Origin of the sequence: Pseudomonas sp. P105, from assembly GCF_032614175.1 — a bacterium.
In the GTDB taxonomy this organism is placed as follows: domain Bacteria; phylum Pseudomonadota; class Gammaproteobacteria; order Pseudomonadales; family Pseudomonadaceae; genus Aquipseudomonas; species Aquipseudomonas rhizophila.
Genome location: NZ_CP126693.1, coordinates 1722499 through 1737153, shown reverse-complemented (window position 1 = coordinate 1737153; position 14655 = coordinate 1722499). Strand labels below are relative to the sequence as shown.

General features: G+C 60.1%; 16 protein-coding genes. All 16 read right to left on the bottom strand.

Translation table 11 applies throughout. The features are described 5' to 3' along the window. Window positions 1-7: 7 nt before the first annotated feature. Complete coding sequence (flhA, locus tag QOM08_RS07885; RefSeq protein ID WP_047226414.1) at window positions 8-2137, bottom strand: flagellar biosynthesis protein FlhA; 2130 nt, start codon at window positions 2135-2137, stop codon at window positions 8-10. A gap of 181 nt (window positions 2138-2318) precedes the next feature. Beyond that, entirely contained in the window at window positions 2319-3455 is a 1137-nt protein-coding gene (gene flhB, locus QOM08_RS07880) for a flagellar biosynthesis protein FlhB (protein ID WP_047226260.1), read from the bottom strand. 3 nt (window positions 3456-3458) lie between these two features. Continuing rightward, window positions 3459-4241, bottom strand: coding sequence for a flagellar biosynthetic protein FliR (gene fliR / locus QOM08_RS07875; RefSeq protein ID WP_047226259.1), 783 nt, complete (start codon window positions 4239-4241; stop codon window positions 3459-3461). 3 nt (window positions 4242-4244) lie between these two features. Then, window positions 4245-4514 (bottom strand): flagellar biosynthesis protein FliQ, encoded by a 270-nt coding sequence (gene fliQ / locus QOM08_RS07870; protein WP_047226258.1) that lies wholly within the window; start codon window positions 4512-4514, stop codon window positions 4245-4247. A 24-nt stretch (window positions 4515-4538) separates the two neighbouring features. After that, the gene (gene fliP, locus QOM08_RS07865) at window positions 4539-5288 is read right to left on the bottom strand and encodes a flagellar type III secretion system pore protein FliP (protein WP_047226257.1); all 750 of its coding nucleotides are present in this window, start codon (window positions 5286-5288) and stop codon (window positions 4539-4541) included. Continuing rightward, entirely contained in the window at window positions 5288-5725 is a 438-nt protein-coding gene (gene fliO / locus QOM08_RS07860) for a flagellar biosynthetic protein FliO (RefSeq protein WP_316912782.1), read from the bottom strand. Before fliO ends, fliP begins: the two co-directional genes overlap by 1 nt. Further along, a complete protein-coding gene (fliN, locus tag QOM08_RS07855) occupies window positions 5726-6184 on the bottom strand; it encodes a flagellar motor switch protein FliN (RefSeq protein WP_047226255.1) in 459 nt (152 codons plus the stop codon). Window positions 6185-6238: 54 nt separating this feature from the next. Next, on the bottom strand, window positions 6239-7207 hold the full coding sequence (fliM, locus tag QOM08_RS07850; RefSeq protein ID WP_003184019.1) for a flagellar motor switch protein FliM: 969 nt from the start codon (window positions 7205-7207) through the stop codon (window positions 6239-6241). A 9-nt stretch (window positions 7208-7216) separates the two neighbouring features. After that, window positions 7217-7720: a flagellar basal body-associated protein FliL gene (gene fliL / locus QOM08_RS07845; RefSeq protein ID WP_139050816.1), complete on the bottom strand. Its 504-nt coding sequence runs from the start codon at window positions 7718-7720 to the stop codon at window positions 7217-7219. 234 nt (window positions 7721-7954) lie between these two features. After that, complete coding sequence (locus QOM08_RS07840) at window positions 7955-9322, bottom strand: flagellar hook-length control protein FliK (protein WP_316912781.1); 1368 nt, start codon at window positions 9320-9322, stop codon at window positions 7955-7957. Between the two features lie 88 nt (window positions 9323-9410). Next, entirely contained in the window at window positions 9411-9755 is a 345-nt protein-coding gene (locus QOM08_RS07835; RefSeq protein ID WP_092458410.1) for an Hpt domain-containing protein, read from the bottom strand. A 31-nt stretch (window positions 9756-9786) separates the two neighbouring features. After that, complete coding sequence (locus QOM08_RS07830; RefSeq protein ID WP_178129661.1) at window positions 9787-11493, bottom strand: fused response regulator/phosphatase; 1707 nt, start codon at window positions 11491-11493, stop codon at window positions 9787-9789. Between the two features lie 9 nt (window positions 11494-11502). Then, on the bottom strand, window positions 11503-11898 hold the full coding sequence (locus QOM08_RS07825) for an STAS domain-containing protein (protein WP_331717220.1): 396 nt from the start codon (window positions 11896-11898) through the stop codon (window positions 11503-11505). 102 nt (window positions 11899-12000) lie between these two features. Further along, window positions 12001-12450, bottom strand: coding sequence for a flagellar export protein FliJ (gene fliJ, locus QOM08_RS07820; RefSeq protein ID WP_047226250.1), 450 nt, complete (start codon window positions 12448-12450; stop codon window positions 12001-12003). Between the two features lie 6 nt (window positions 12451-12456). Then, a complete protein-coding gene (fliI, locus tag QOM08_RS07815; protein WP_047226249.1) occupies window positions 12457-13815 on the bottom strand; it encodes a flagellar protein export ATPase FliI in 1359 nt (452 codons plus the stop codon). After that, a complete protein-coding gene (gene fliH / locus QOM08_RS07810) occupies window positions 13805-14650 on the bottom strand; it encodes a flagellar assembly protein FliH (RefSeq protein WP_316912780.1) in 846 nt (281 codons plus the stop codon). Before fliH ends, fliI begins: the two co-directional genes overlap by 11 nt. Window positions 14651-14655: the final 5 nt, after the last annotated feature.

Below are 14655 nucleotides of genomic sequence, written 5' to 3'. Positions count from 1 at the left end.
CACTACCTCAGCCGTTGGGCCCTACTGTCGCAACGATGGTCACTTGCTTGTTGTCCGGTATTTCCTGGTACGCCAGCACATGCAACCCCGGGACCGCGAGGCGCCCGAATCGCGAAAGCATCGCGCGAATCGGACCGGCCACCAGCAGGATCACCGGTTGGCCTTGCATCTCCTGCCGCTGGGCTGCATCGATCAGCGAACGCTGCAGCTTCTCGGCCATGCTTGGCTCCAGCAGAACGCCCTCTTCCGAGCCTTGTCCTGCCTTCTGCAGACTATTGAGCAATATCTGTTCCAACCTTGGCTCCAACGTGATCACAGGCAGCTCCGACTCAGTGCCTACAATGCTTTGGACGATTGCGCGGGATACGCCAACCCGCACCGCAGCCACCAGAGCGGCGGTATCTTGACTCTTGGAAGCGTTGTTGGCGATAGCCTCGGCAATGCTGCGAATGTCGCGCACCGGCACCTGCTCGGCCAACAGCGCTTGCAACACCTTGAGCAATTGCGACAACGAAACCACGCCAGGCACCAGCTCTTCGGCCAGCTTCGGCGAGCCTTTGGCCAGCACTTGCAGCAATTGCTGGACTTCTTCGTGACCGATCAGCTCGCTGGAGTGCTTGTACAGAATCTGGTTCAAGTGGGTCGCGACCACGGTACTGGCGTCCACCACGGTATAGCCAAGGGACTGGGCCTGGGCCCGCTGGCTGATTTCGATCCATACCGCTTCCAGGCCAAAAGCCGGATCCTTGGCGGTAATGCCGTTGAGCGAACCGTAGACCTGTCCCGGGTTGATCGCCAGTTCACGGTCCGGGTAAATCTCGGCTTCGGCCAGGATCACCCCCATCAGCGTCAAGCGATAGGCACTTGGCGCCAGATCGAGGTTGTCACGAATATGTACAGTGGGCATCAAAAAGCCCAGGTCCTGGGAAAGCTTCTTGCGCACACCCTTGATCCGCGCGAGCAATTGACCACCCTGATTGCGGTCCACCAAGGGGATCAGACGGTAACCGACTTCCAGGCCGATCATGTCGATCGGCGTCACGTCGTCCCAGCCCAGCTCCTTGGTTTCCATGGCACGAGCCGGCGACGGCAACAGTTCCTGCTGACGCTTGACCTCCTGCAGAGCCTGAACCTTTTGTACGTTCTGTTTCTTCCAGAACAGGTAGGCGCCACCCGCCGCCAATGCGGCCATGCTCAGAAACGAGAAATGGGGCATCCCGGGGACCAGGCCCATCACGGCCATCAGTCCGGCTGCAACGGCCAACGCCTTGGGCGATGCAAACATCTGCCGGCCGATCTGCTTACCCATGTCTTCGGAGCCGGACGCACGGGTCACCATGATCGCGGCAGCTGTGGATAACAACAGTGATGGCAATTGCGCCACCAAACCGTCACCAATGGTTAACAGCGCGTAAACCTTGCCGGCATCGCCGAATGTCATGCCGTGCTGGAAGATACCGACAGCCATACCGCCGATCAGGTTGATGAAGAGGATCAGCAGGCCGGCGATGGCATCGCCGCGCACGAATTTGCTGGCACCGTCCATGGAGCCATAGAACTCGGCTTCCTGGGCCACTTCCAGACGACGGGCCTTGGCCTGGCCCTGATCGATCAGGCCAGCGTTGAGGTCGGCGTCGATTGCCATTTGCTTGCCGGGCATTGCATCGAGGGTGAAACGCGCACTCACCTCGGAAATCCGTCCGGCACCCTTGGTCACCACGACAAAGTTGATGATCATCAAAATGGCGAAGACGACGATACCCACCACGTAGTTTCCGCCGATCACCACTTCACCGAAGGCCTGGATCACCTTACCGGCAGCGGCGTGGCCTTCATGCCCGTGGATCATCACCACCCGGGTGGACGCCACGTTGAGCGCCAGGCGCATCAGCGTCGCCACCAGCAGAATGGTCGGGAACACCGCGAAATCCAGTGGCCGCAATGCGTACACACACACCAGCAGTACAACGATGGACAAAGCGATGTTGAACGTGAAGAACACGTCCAGCAGAAACGGTGGCACCGGCAGCATCATCATGGCGAGCATGACCAGCAGCAACAACGGCACGCCCAGATTACCCCGGCTGAGGTCGGCTACGTTGTTGCGCGCGGTGTTGAATAACTGAGAGCGATCCACCAATAATCCCCGTTCCTGTGAAGCAAACTTTTGACGCCCGGAACGGGCGTAGACGGGGTGTTGCAAGAAGCCTTCCAACTTTTGTCAGAGGCTGAAATAGAGGCGCTAGCCAAGGCGCCGTATGCAATCAAGGCTCGCTCCCACTGGTTCTGCATCCGAGCGCAATCAACGCAGGCCCGAATCAGGAGTCGCGGCGCAAATCCGGTGGAATCGGCAAATCCTTGAGAGGCTCGGGGCGCTTGCCCTTGCCGGCGCGGTGTTGACGGATCTGATAGACGTAGGCCAACACCTGGGCCACGGCCAGGTACAGGCCTCCGGGGATTTCCTGGTCGAGTTCGGTGGAGTAGTAAATCGATCGCGCCAACGCGGGGGACTCGAGCAGCATCACTTCGTTGGCTACGGCAATCTCGCGGATTTTCAGCGCCAGGAAATCACTGCCCTTGGCCAGCAACACCGGAGCATTGCCTTTATCGGGGTCGTACTTGAGTGCCACGGCGTAGTGAGTCGGGTTGGTGATGACCACGTCGGCGTCCGGGATCGCCGCCATCATCCGGCGCTGGGACACTTCACGCTGCAACTGGCGAATCCGTTGCTTGACCTCCGGCTTGCCCTCCTGGTCCTTATGCTCGTCGCGGATCTCCTGCTTGGTCATCATCAGCTTCTGCTTGCTCTGATACAGCTGGATCGGCACGTCGATGGCGGCGATCAGAATCAAGCCGCAAGCCATCCACAAGGTACTCCAGCCCACCAGCTGCACGCTGTGGATAATGGCCTGCTCCAAGGGTTCATGGGCGATGCGCAGCAAGTCGTCGATATCGGCCTGCAGTACCGTCAGCGCGACAAACAGGATCAGGAAAAACTTCCCAAGCGCCTTGAGCAACTCCATCAGCGCCGTGCTGGAAAACATTCGCTTGAGGCCGTTGGCCGGGTTCATCCGACTGAACTTGGGCGCCAGGCTCTTACCGGCAAACAGCCAGCCCCCCAGGGAAATCGGGCCAATAATGGCCGCCAACAGCAGAAAGATCAGGACCGGTTGCACGGCCAGGATCGCGATCTTGCCGGAGTGCAGCAGGTATTGCCCCATGGCACCGGGACTGAGCAGTACCTCGCGGGGCAAGGAAAAATTCAGGCGCATGATTTCCAGCAGATCCAGGGCCAGCCCGCCGCCATAAATCAACAGACCGCCCGCCCCGGCCAACATCACCGCCAGGGTATTGAGCTCCTTGGAGCGCGCAATCTCGCCCTTGTCCCGAGACTCCTTCTTGCGCTTCTCCGTGGGGTCTTCTGTCTTGTCCTGCCCACTCTCGCTTTCGGCCATGGTTCAGCGCGCCTGTGCCATGTCGCGTAACAGCTGCAAGGCCTGGGTCGCCAGCGGCTGGTACTGGTTAAGAAGATCCCCCAGGCTGATCCAGAAAATCACCAGGCCCAGCACCAGGGTCAACGGAAAGCCAATGGAGAAAATGTTCAACTGCGGCGCCGCCCGGGTCATCACGCCAAAGGCAATATTGACCACCAGCAAGGCGGTAATCGCGGGCAATACCAACACCATCGCCGCCCCTAGAACCCAGCCAAGCTTGCCGGCGATGTCCCAGAAATGATTGACCAGCATCGCGCTGCCCACCGGCAATGTGGTGAAGCTCTCGGTCAACACCTCAAACACCACCAGGTGCCCGTTCATGGCCAGAAACAGCAGGGTCACCAGCATCGTCAGGAACTGCCCGATCACAGCGCTGTTCACGCCGTTGGTGGGGTCGACCATGGAGGCGAACGCCATGCCCATCTGGATCGAAATGATTTGCCCGGCCACCACAAACGCCTGGAAAAACAGCTGCAGCGAAAAGCCCATCAAGACGCCAATCAGAATCTGCTCGGCCACCAGCATCAATGCACTGAGGTCCAGAGCGTTGACCGGCGGCATAGGCGGCAACCCTGGCGCGATGACCACCGTAATCGCCAGGGCGAAATACAGCCGTACGCGGGTCGGCACAAGGGTAGTGCCAAACACCGGCATGCTCATCAGCACCGCGGTGACACGAAACAGCGGCAGGATAAATGACGCCACCCAGGTACTGATCTGGGTATCCGTCAGTTCGAGCATCGACATCGGTCAGCCGATCAACTGCGGAATACTGCCGTAAAGCTGCAGGATGTATTCCATGAAAGTTTGCACCAGCCAGGGACCGGCGACGATCAACGTCACCAGCATCACCAGCAGGCGCGGCAGGAAGCTGAGGGTCTGTTCGTTGATCTGGGTCGCGGCCTGGAACATCGCCACCAGCAAGCCCACCAGCAGGCTGGGTATCACCAGCACGGCGACCATCATGGTCGTCAGCCAGAGCGCTTCGCGGAACAGGTCTACCGCTACTTCAGGCGTCATATTCTTGCTACCCGCACAAATGGCCTAAACACCGCCGAAACTGCCCGCCAGGGTGCCGATGATCAGGGCCCAGCCGTCCACGAGCACGAACAGCATGATCTTGAACGGCAGGGAAATGATCAATGGCGACAGCATCATCATACCCATGGCCATGAGCACACTGGCGACCACCAGGTCGATAATCAGGAACGGGATGAAAATCATGAAACCAATCTGGAACGCGGTCTTGAGCTCGGACGTCACGAACGCCGGCACCAGGATGGTCAGCGGCGCTTGATCCGGGCTGGCAATGTCAGTGCGCTTGGACAGGCGCATGAACAGTTCCAGGTCGCTGGTGCGGGTCTGGGCCAGCATGAAATCCTTGATCGGCACTTCAGCCTTGGCCACCGCGTCTTGGGCGGTGATGGTTTCCGCCAGATAGGGCTGCAGCGCATCCTGGTTCACCCGGTCGAAGACCGGTGCCATGATGAACATCGTCAAGAACAGCGCCATGCCGGTAAGAATCTGATTCGACGGCGTCTGCTGCAAGCCCAGGGCCTGGCGCAGGATCGAAAAGACGATAATGATCCGAGTGAAACTGGTCATCAGCATGACGAACGCCGGGATGAAACTCAGCGCGGTCATGATCAGCAGGATCTGCAGGCTGACCGAATACTCCTGAGCTCCTTCGGCGTTGGTGCCCAAGGTAATTGCCGGGATCGACAGTGGATCGGCGGCAAGCACCAACGGCGCGGCCAGCATCAGGACCACCGCCAACAGAATGCGCAATGGCATTACTTTTTATCCTTCTGATCTTTACCCAACAGTTCCATGAGACGCTGGGCAAACTCGGGGGTGGCCTGGTCGGTGGCAGGCACCTGCACCGGCTCCTTGAGAACATGCAATGCAGTAATGGTACCCGGGCTCAGCCCCAGCAGAATCTGCTCGTTGCCAACCTGAACCAGCACCAGCCGGTCCCGCGGGCCAAGCGCGCGGGAACCGACGATGTCGATGACCTGCCCCTTGCCGGCTGGCCCCGCCTGCTGCACACGCCGCAGCAACCAGGCCAGGAAGAAGATCAACCCCAGCACCAGCAGCAGACCGAGCACCAATTGCGCCAGTTGCCCGGCGATCCCGCTACCCGCCGCCGGCGCAGCCGTTACGGTGGCTACCGGTTCGGCCGCCAGTACGCTGAATGGCAGCATCAAGGCTGCGGCGAAAAAACCTTTCACTCAGCGCAACTTCTTGATGCGTTCGCTCGGGCTGATCACGTCCGTCAGGCGAATGCCGAACTTCTCGTTGACCACCACTACCTCGCCATGGGCGATCAGCGTGCCGTTGACCAATACATCCAACGGCTCGCCAGCCAGGCGATCCAGCTCGATCACCGAGCCCTGGTTAAGCTGCAGCAGATTGCGGATGTTGATGTCAGTGCTGCCCACTTCCATGGAAATCGACACCGGGATGTCGAGAATCACGTCCAGGTTCGGCCCGTCCAGCGTCACCTGTTCGTTGCTTCTGGGCACGCTGCCAAACTCTTCCATCGGCAGCCGGTTGGAGGCGTGAGCGCCAGTGTCGGCCGCCAGCAAAGCGTCAATGTCGGCCTGCCCGGCGTCGCCGGTTTCTTCCAGGGCCGCAGCCCACTCGTCGGCCAGCGCCTGGTCATCCTGGGTGTTCATATCGTCAGCCATCATTTGTCCTCGGCGGGCAAAAATTCAGTTAAAAACGTAAGGATTCGACACCGCTCAGCGGCGTTCGATCGGCTCGATCACCTGCAACGCCAGGTTGCCTTTGTGAGAGCCCATCTTGACCTTGAAGGCCGGTACACCGTTGGCGCGCATGATCATGTCTTCAGGCATCTCGACAGGAATAATGTCCCCCGGCTGCATATGCAGGATGTCCCGCAGGCGCAGCTGACGCCGGGCAACCGTCGCGCCGATCGGCACGTCGACATCCAGCACATCCTGGCGCAAAGCATTGATCCAGCGCTCGTCCTGATCGTCGAGATCCGACTGGAAGCCGGCGTCGAGCATCTCCCGTACCGGCTCGATCATCGAGTACGGCATGGTCACGTGCAGATCGCCACCACCGCCATCGAGCTCGATGTGGAAGGTCGAAACCACAATGGCTTCGCTCGGGCCGACGATGTTGGCCATGGCCGGGTTCACTTCCGAGTTGATGTACTCGAAGTTCACTTCCATGATCGCCTGCCAGGCCTCCTTCAGATCGACAAAGGCCTGCTCCAGCACCATGCGCACTACCCGCAGCTCGGTCGGGGTGAATTCACGCCCTTCGATCTTGGCGTGACGACCGTCACCGCCGAAGAAGTTGTCCACCAGCTTGAACACCAGTTTGGCGTCAAGGATGAACAGCGCTGTGCCGCGCAACGGCTTGATCTTCACCAGGTTGAGGCTGGTGGGTACATACAGCGAGTGCACGTATTCACCGAACTTCATCACCTGCACGCCACCGACGGCCACATCGGCCGAACGGCGCAGCATGTTGAACATGCTGATGCGGGTGTATCGGGCGAAACGCTCGTTGATCATTTCCAGGGTCGGCATCCGTCCGCGAACGATGCGATCCTGGCTGGTCAGGTCGTAGCTTTTGACGCTGCCCGGCTCAGCAGCGTTTTCGGTCTGCACCAGGCCATCGTCGACACCATGCAACAGCGCGTCGATTTCATCCTGGGACAACAGGTCCTGCACGGCCATGTCGGGTTCCTACTGCAATACGAAGTTAGTGAAGAGCAACTGTTCGATCACCACTTTGCCGAGCTCTTTCTGAGCCACTTCCTGCACGCTGGCCGTGGCTTTCTGACGCAGCATTTCCTGGCCGACGGGCGTGGCCAGGGTGTCGAAATTCTGTCCGGAAAAGAGCATCACCAGGTTATTGCGGATCAGTGGCATGTGCACCCGCAGCGCTTCCAGATCAGCCTGATTGCGGCCCAACAGGGTGATACTGACCTGCATGTAGCGTTGGCGGCCGTTCTGGGTGTAGTTGGTCACGAAAGCGGGCGCCATCGGCTCGAAAATCGCCGGCTGCTTGCCCACTGGCGCGGCTTCGACCGCCACGGCCGGCTTGCTTTGAGCGTTGTGCATGAAATACCAGGTCGCCCCCACAGAGACCCCAATGGCCAGGAGCAAGCCCACCACGATCAAGATGATCAGCTTGATTTTGCCCTTGGTTGCCGGGTCCTTTACAGCTGCTGCTTCGCTCTTCGCCATGCCAATAATCCGTCACTAATCGGGGTTTTCACTGTTGCACGGCAAGGCAGGAGCAAGTGTTATGCCAGAAGTGTCGGGGCACAAGGATCACGATTGGGATGCAATCTGCAGAACGCCATAAAACCAATGTGGGAGCGAGCCTGCTCGCGATAGCGATGGATCAGTCCCCCAAATGGGTGACTGACACTCCGCTATCGCGAGCAGGCTCGCTCCCACATTGGGGGCATCTTGGGGTCAGGCGTAGAAATCGACCGCGCTGGTGCCGATCACGCTGGTGGCGGTGGCTGCTACTTCAGCAATGCTGGCTGGCAGGTCTTCCTCTACCGAATCCACCCGCCCGCCGGACGATGTTGTGCGCCCAGCCTGAGCCTGTTGCTGCGCTTGCTGTTCCTGCCCTTGGGAGCCACGGGATTGGTCGGACACGCTGACGTCGACCTGGCCCATGCCCTGCTGGGCAAAACTGTCGCGCAGGCGATGCATCTGACCTTCGAGCGCTTCGCGAACGCCGGAATGAGCGCTCATGAACGTCACTTGGGTCTGCTGATCCGGAACCATGTTCACCCGAATATCCAGACGACCGAGTTCGGCCGGCTGCAACTGGATATCGGCCGCCTTGAGGTTGACACTCGACAGGTACATCACCCGATTGACCACTTCTTCGGTCCAGCCGCTCTGATTCATGGCGATAGGCTGGTTGACCGGTATCGCATTGGCGGTTTTTGGCGTGGCGGCCTGGGTTAGCGCTGCCAGACGGTTGGCGAAGTCATCCACGCGAGTATCGCTGGAAGCAGCGGTCAGATCCTTGAGGCCCTCATTGATCAAGCCGCCAAATGCCTTTTCACCGCCTTGGCTGCCGGGGCCAGTACTGTTCTGGTCAGCCTGGACGGTGAGCATGCTTGCCATGCCAGCGGCAAAGGTTTGGGCCGATGTCGGCTCACCGTCAAGCGATGCAGGGGCAGGTGTCTTGGACTGCGCCTGGCTGGCAGCGGAAACATGGCCGCTCTGCTCCATCGCCAGGCGCAAGGCAGGCAATGCATCGAGCGGATCGGCCGCCGGATCGAACTCAGGATCGACCGCCACCGAAGCCTGGGCCGCTGTGGCCAATGGAGCAACCGGCGCCGCCGCAGCGGCGACTTGAGGCGTCGTCGTGGCCACCACGGGGGCGGGTTCTGCCTCGGTTGCGACAACCGTTGCGATCATATCCGGCAGCAGCGCGGGGTCCACAGCCGGATCGTCAGAATCAACTTCCGCCACTGGGGTTTCAGTCGTGTCGGCACCGTCATCACTGGCCACCTTGTCATCGGCCGTTGACGGTTTGTCGGCGGGCAAGGATTTGCCGCTATCGGCAACCGTCGTCTCGGAGGCGGCAGCCGTTTCGTTGCCTTCGTCTTTTTTGACGGTGTTATCAGAAGCCTGGTCGCGTACCTGTTTAACCGATGGCTCGGGGGCGGTCGACGACTTGGCGGGGGCCTGGCGGGCGAAGACCTGGGCGAAGCTGGAGGCTTTATTCCCGAACTCAGGGGCCGCTGCCGGTGAATTGACGGCGGCCTGAGGCTTGGCCTGCGGGGTGGCCTGAAGCAGTGTATTGGGCGTTACTGACATAAAAAGGTCTCCACTGCACTGGAATCATAGGTACAGTCGAGAGATGACAATGCAAGGGACGGGCCAACCTATTGGCAATGCTCGAATCTCAGCAGTGGAACCCTTCACGCTCTTCCCTGCAAAGCTTGCGAACGTGGGCGAATTCACTGTCGATTTCGCTGACCAGCTTTTCAATCCCGCCTAACGACGGCTGTTTGGCACGTTGCTCCAGTTCGCCGCACAGTTCTGCCAGGCGGATGGCGCCCATGTTGCTGCTGCTGCCCTTGAAGCTGTGGGCCGTGGCACTGAGCTTTTCCGCGTCCCGAGCCTCATGCAGCACACGCAGGCGTGCTTCGGAATCGTTAAGAAAGGTATCCAGCAGCTCCAGATACCCGTCCTCCATGACTTCCTTCAACGTACTCAGTACGTCGCGGTCCAGATGAATCTCACTCACTTGTTCGCTCCCTGATCAAGAATGGCGCCGATTATGCCAGAGCCTCCCAGAAAAACTCCACGCGTGCACTACGACCATCGTCGGACCAGCAGGCCTGATGGCTCAACTGACGCACCAGGCTCACGCCGCGCCCCGACAACCGGTTACTGTCCGCAGGTCGTGCCAACACCCGGGCGACATCGAAGCCCTTACCACTGTCTTCGACTTCAATGACCAGACGACCACCGTCACCGTGAGGCGTGACGTGCACATGAACCCGGACGTGACCGCTGTTCAATTCATCCAGGCGCTGGTTGCGCTCGCTGTAGTAACGGGCGAAACCCGACGCGTCGCGCTTGAGACTCGAATCGAGCCCCAATACGCCATGGTCCAGCGCATTGGAGTAGAGCTCCGACAGCACGCTGTAAAGAGCGCCACTCTGAGCCCTGAGCCCATGAACCTCAAGCAACAGCTGCAACAGGTACGGCATCGGGTTGAACCGCCTGAGCGTCTGCGCGCGAAACTCGAAACTCATCGACCAGTCCAGCGGACTGGACTGGCCGCTATCGGAATAGACCGGCGGTGGCGGGTTGAGTTGCGTCGGCGCGACCAAGCGCACCTCGACCATGCTGAAGTCGTCCCGCGGCTCGCCGCGAAAGTCCCGCAAGGCTTGCTGGATGTCTTCGAAAAGACAGTCGGGCTCACGATTGGCCGAAAAGACCTGTTGCAAACGCTCCACGCCAAACAGCTGCTCATTGTCGTCAGCGGTGTCGATCACGCCATCGGACAGCAGGAATACCCGGTCACCCAGCGACATGGGGTGTACTTCAGTGCGGTCATCGAACAACTGGGGAGTGAGCACGCCCAGCGGCAGGTGCCGCGCCGGCAATGGTGTGCGCACACCGCTGAGGCTGTCATGCAGGTAACCATCGGGCATGCCGCCGTTCCAGACTTCCACCGTGCAGCGCTGGAAACTCAGGCATAACAGGGTCGCGCAACAGAACATGTCCACCGGCAGGATGCGCTTGAGCTTGGCATTCATCTCCCGCAGGATCTGCGCCAGGCCATAACCTTTGGCGGTCATGCCGTAGAACACCTCCGCCAGCGGCATCGCGCCGACAGCGGCCGGCAAACCGTGTCCGGTGAAATCCCCCAGCAGGATGTGCATATCGCCCGCCGGGTTGAATGCGGCCAGCAGCAGATCGCCGTTGAACAGGGCGTAAGGGGATTGCAGGTAACGGATGTTCGGTGCGCTCAGACAGCCGGAATGGGCGATCTTGTCGAACACGGCCTTGGCCACGCGCTGCTCGTTGAGCAGGTAGTCATGGTGCCGGGATATCTGGTCACGCTGCTCCACGACAGTGGCCTGCAACCGACGCAAGCGGTCCATGGCCTTGATCTTGGCGGCCAGGATGACCTGGTTATACGGCTTGGCCAGAAAATCGTCGCCCCCGGCTTCCAGACATCGGGCCAAGGCTTCGCTTTCGGTCAACGAGGTGAGAAAGATGATCGGAACCAACTGCTCCCCGGCCAGTTGCTTGATCTTTTGCGCCGCCTCGAAACCATCCATCACCGGCATCATCGCATCCATCAGCACCAGGTGCGGACGCTGCTGGATATAGATGTCCACCGCTTCGGCACCGTCAGCCGCAGTGAGCACGTGATGGCCCTGACGACGGACAATAGTCGACAGCAGCAGTCGGTCAGCGGCACTGTCTTCGGCAATCAGGACCGTCAGTGGTTCGAGGTCGGACAACATGGCTGCCGGTCAAGCTTTTCCGGGATGAAGTTTGTCCTGGAGATGGCCTGCCTGTGGCTTGTCTTTTTCTCCCGAGCTGTCTTTCCCTGCTTCTTCTTTCGGATAGATATCGAACAGCTTGTCGAAGTTGGAGATCGCGAGGATTTTCTTGACGTCACTGTTGCTGTTCACGATCCGGATATCCGAATCTTCGCCGCCGGCATGATCGCGTAGCAACAGGAGCATGCCCAAGGCGGAACTGTCGAGATAAGTGGCTTCTTTCAAGTCCACCACAATGGATTCGGGCTTTTTGTTGAGCCGCTCGTAAGACTCGCGAAACTCCTGATGCCGCCCAAAATCGAAACGACCCTTGATCGAGATCGTCAGCTTTTGCCCATCGGGGGATACTTCGGTAACGACTGACATGTTCGGCTTCCTTGTCATGGACATACGTGTACAAGGTTTAGCACCTGGTAGAAGTCTGAGCAAGGTTTGGAACACTTCCCTCTCAAAATCCCGGCCCGATGATCAATACGGATCCTGACGTGGCAAACGCTGGGACAATTCATCCAGCAGTTTTTGCTCGCGCCTGTCCTCCAATCGCCGCGCTTCGTCGATATAACGCTGTACGAGTTTGCGCAGCCCTTCGACCCGGGCGAAAGCCTCCTGCCAACTCTGGCGAGCCTTTTCCAGGTTGTTCTGGTGCCAGACCAGACTCTGGCGCTGCTGGTCAATGGCGGTGCCCAATTGCGCAAGAAAGCCCTGGTAACCCAGCAACCATTGGCCGGAAACCCCATGGCTGCCACGGGCGATCCACTGCTCCTGGTATTCGAGACGGAAATTTTCCAGGTCCGCCAGTTTGCTTTCGGCGACAGCCACCTGCCCTTGGAAATATGCCAGACGCTGGACGGCAGTTTTTTCGGCTTTTTCCGCCATCTCCACCACGGGCGCCAGACGCGCCGCACGACTCGTGGCCATGGCCGGTTACCCGCCGGCGACCGGAGTGAAGATGCTCTGCAGGTGCGCTTCGCTGGCGCCCATGCCGATGTTGTCGTTCAGGCTCTGGCGCAGATAGACCGCCATTGCCGGATAGAGATTGATGGCGGTATCGGTCTCACGATCACCGCCGGGCACGTAGGCACCGACGCTGATCAGATCGCGGCTTTGCTGATAGCGCGACCAGTATTGCTTGAACTGTTGGGCGCGCTTGAGGTGCTCGGCGCTGATGACCGACGGCATGACGCGACTAATGGACGCCTCAATGTCGATGGCCGGATAGTGCCCTTCTTCGGCCAGACGCCGGGACAACACGATGTGACCGTCGAGCACGCCACGGGCCGAGTCGGCAATGGGATCCTGCTGATCGTCGCCTTCGGACAGCACGGTATAGAACGCCGTGATCGAACCGCCGCCCTTTTCCGCATTACCGGCGCGCTCAACCAGCTTGGGCAACTTGGCGAATACCGAGGGTGGATAGCCTTTGGTGGCCGGCGGTTCGCCGATGGCCAGGGCGATTTCCCGCTGGGCCTGGGCGAAACGGGTCAACGAGTCCATCAGTAGCAGGACATTCTTGCCCTTGTCGCGGAAATACTCGGCGATCCGCGTGCAGTACATGGCGGCCCGCAGGCGCATTAACGGTGCATCATCGGCTGGCGAAGCCACGACCACTGATCGCTTGAGGCCCTCTTCGCCGAGGATGTGCTCGATGAACTCCTTCACCTCGCGGCCCCGCTCGCCGATCAGCCCGACCACGATAATGTCCGCCTCGGTGAATCGGGTCATCATGCCCAGCAGCACACTCTTGCCCACCCCCGTACCGGCAAACAGGCCCAGACGCTGACCGCGCCCGACCGTCAACAAACCGTTGATGCAACGAATGCCCACGTCCAGCGGCACGCTGATGGGGTCGCGCTTGAGGGGGTTGATCGTCGGGCCGTCCATCGGCACCCAATCCTCGGCCTTCATGCCGCCCTTGCCGTCCAGGGCACGCCCGGCGCCGTCCAGCACCCGTCCGAGCATGCTCATGCCCATGGGCAGCCGACCGGTGTCAGCCAAAGGCACAACCCGCGCGCCAGGTGCGATGCCGGCTACGCTGCCCACCGGCATCAGAAAGACCTTGCTGCCGGAGAAGCCCATGACTTCGGCTTCGACCTGGACCGGGTGATAACTGTCGTCGTTGATCACCATGCAGCGACTGCCCATGGCGGCACGCAGGCCCTCGGCTTCGAGGGTCAGGCCAACCATGCGCAGCAAGCGCCCTTCCAGGATCGGCTGCCCGGCCAGCTCGGTGGCCTCGGCGTAGCTGCCCAGGCGCTTGCCGAAACTGGTTCGCTCAAGGCGCATCGCGGCCGTCCAGTTCAGGGGGACTGAGTTCAAGAGCATCCGACTCTGCGGCGTCTGGATCACTAGGGGTGTCAACCTGGGGCTCGTCCGGCAATTCCAGGCTCAGGTCGGCAGCAGCCGGGTGCAGTGCCTGTTCGTGCAACTGGTCGAAGAGCTTGGCCATGATCTGGCTGATGCGGGTTTCGATGGTCGCATCAATGCGGCTGTGCTCGGTTTCCACGCGGCAACCGCCCGGCAGCAGGGATTCGTCCTCGACGATGCGCCAGGTTTCTTCATGACGCTCACGCAGCGCCTTGACCAGTTCGAAATCCTGAGGATTGATGTACAGCCGCACATTGCCCACGCCCAACGGCAAAAGCTTGAGGGCTTCGCGCATGACGTGTTCGATCTGGCTCGAATCAATGGCCAGTTCCCGCTGGATCACTTGTCGAGTGATGTGCTGCACCAGCCCGACCAGGGACTTCTCGATCTGAGTGTCCTGCTCCGCGATAGGCTCGAACAGGTTGAGCATCAGCGATTCGAGCGCGCGGAGCTTGGCTGTCAGCGCGACGTCGGCTTCCTGGCGAACCTTGAGCGTGGTGCTATGGAAACCTTCTTTTTCACCAATGGCGAAGCCTTCGTTGTAGGCCTCCTGACGAATGCTTTCGACTTCTTCGAGGGTCAGTGGCTGGACTTCTTCCAGCGGCACCTCCTCCATTTCCGGCAGTTCTTCCTCGGGCTCAGGCTCAGGCTCGGGCACGTGGGGATCGAAGCTGGGCAGCGACCAGACGTCAAAACCACCGACGTCCCGAGCGCGGATCAGGTCGCTGGGTGAACCATCACTCTTGGCAGACATAACGA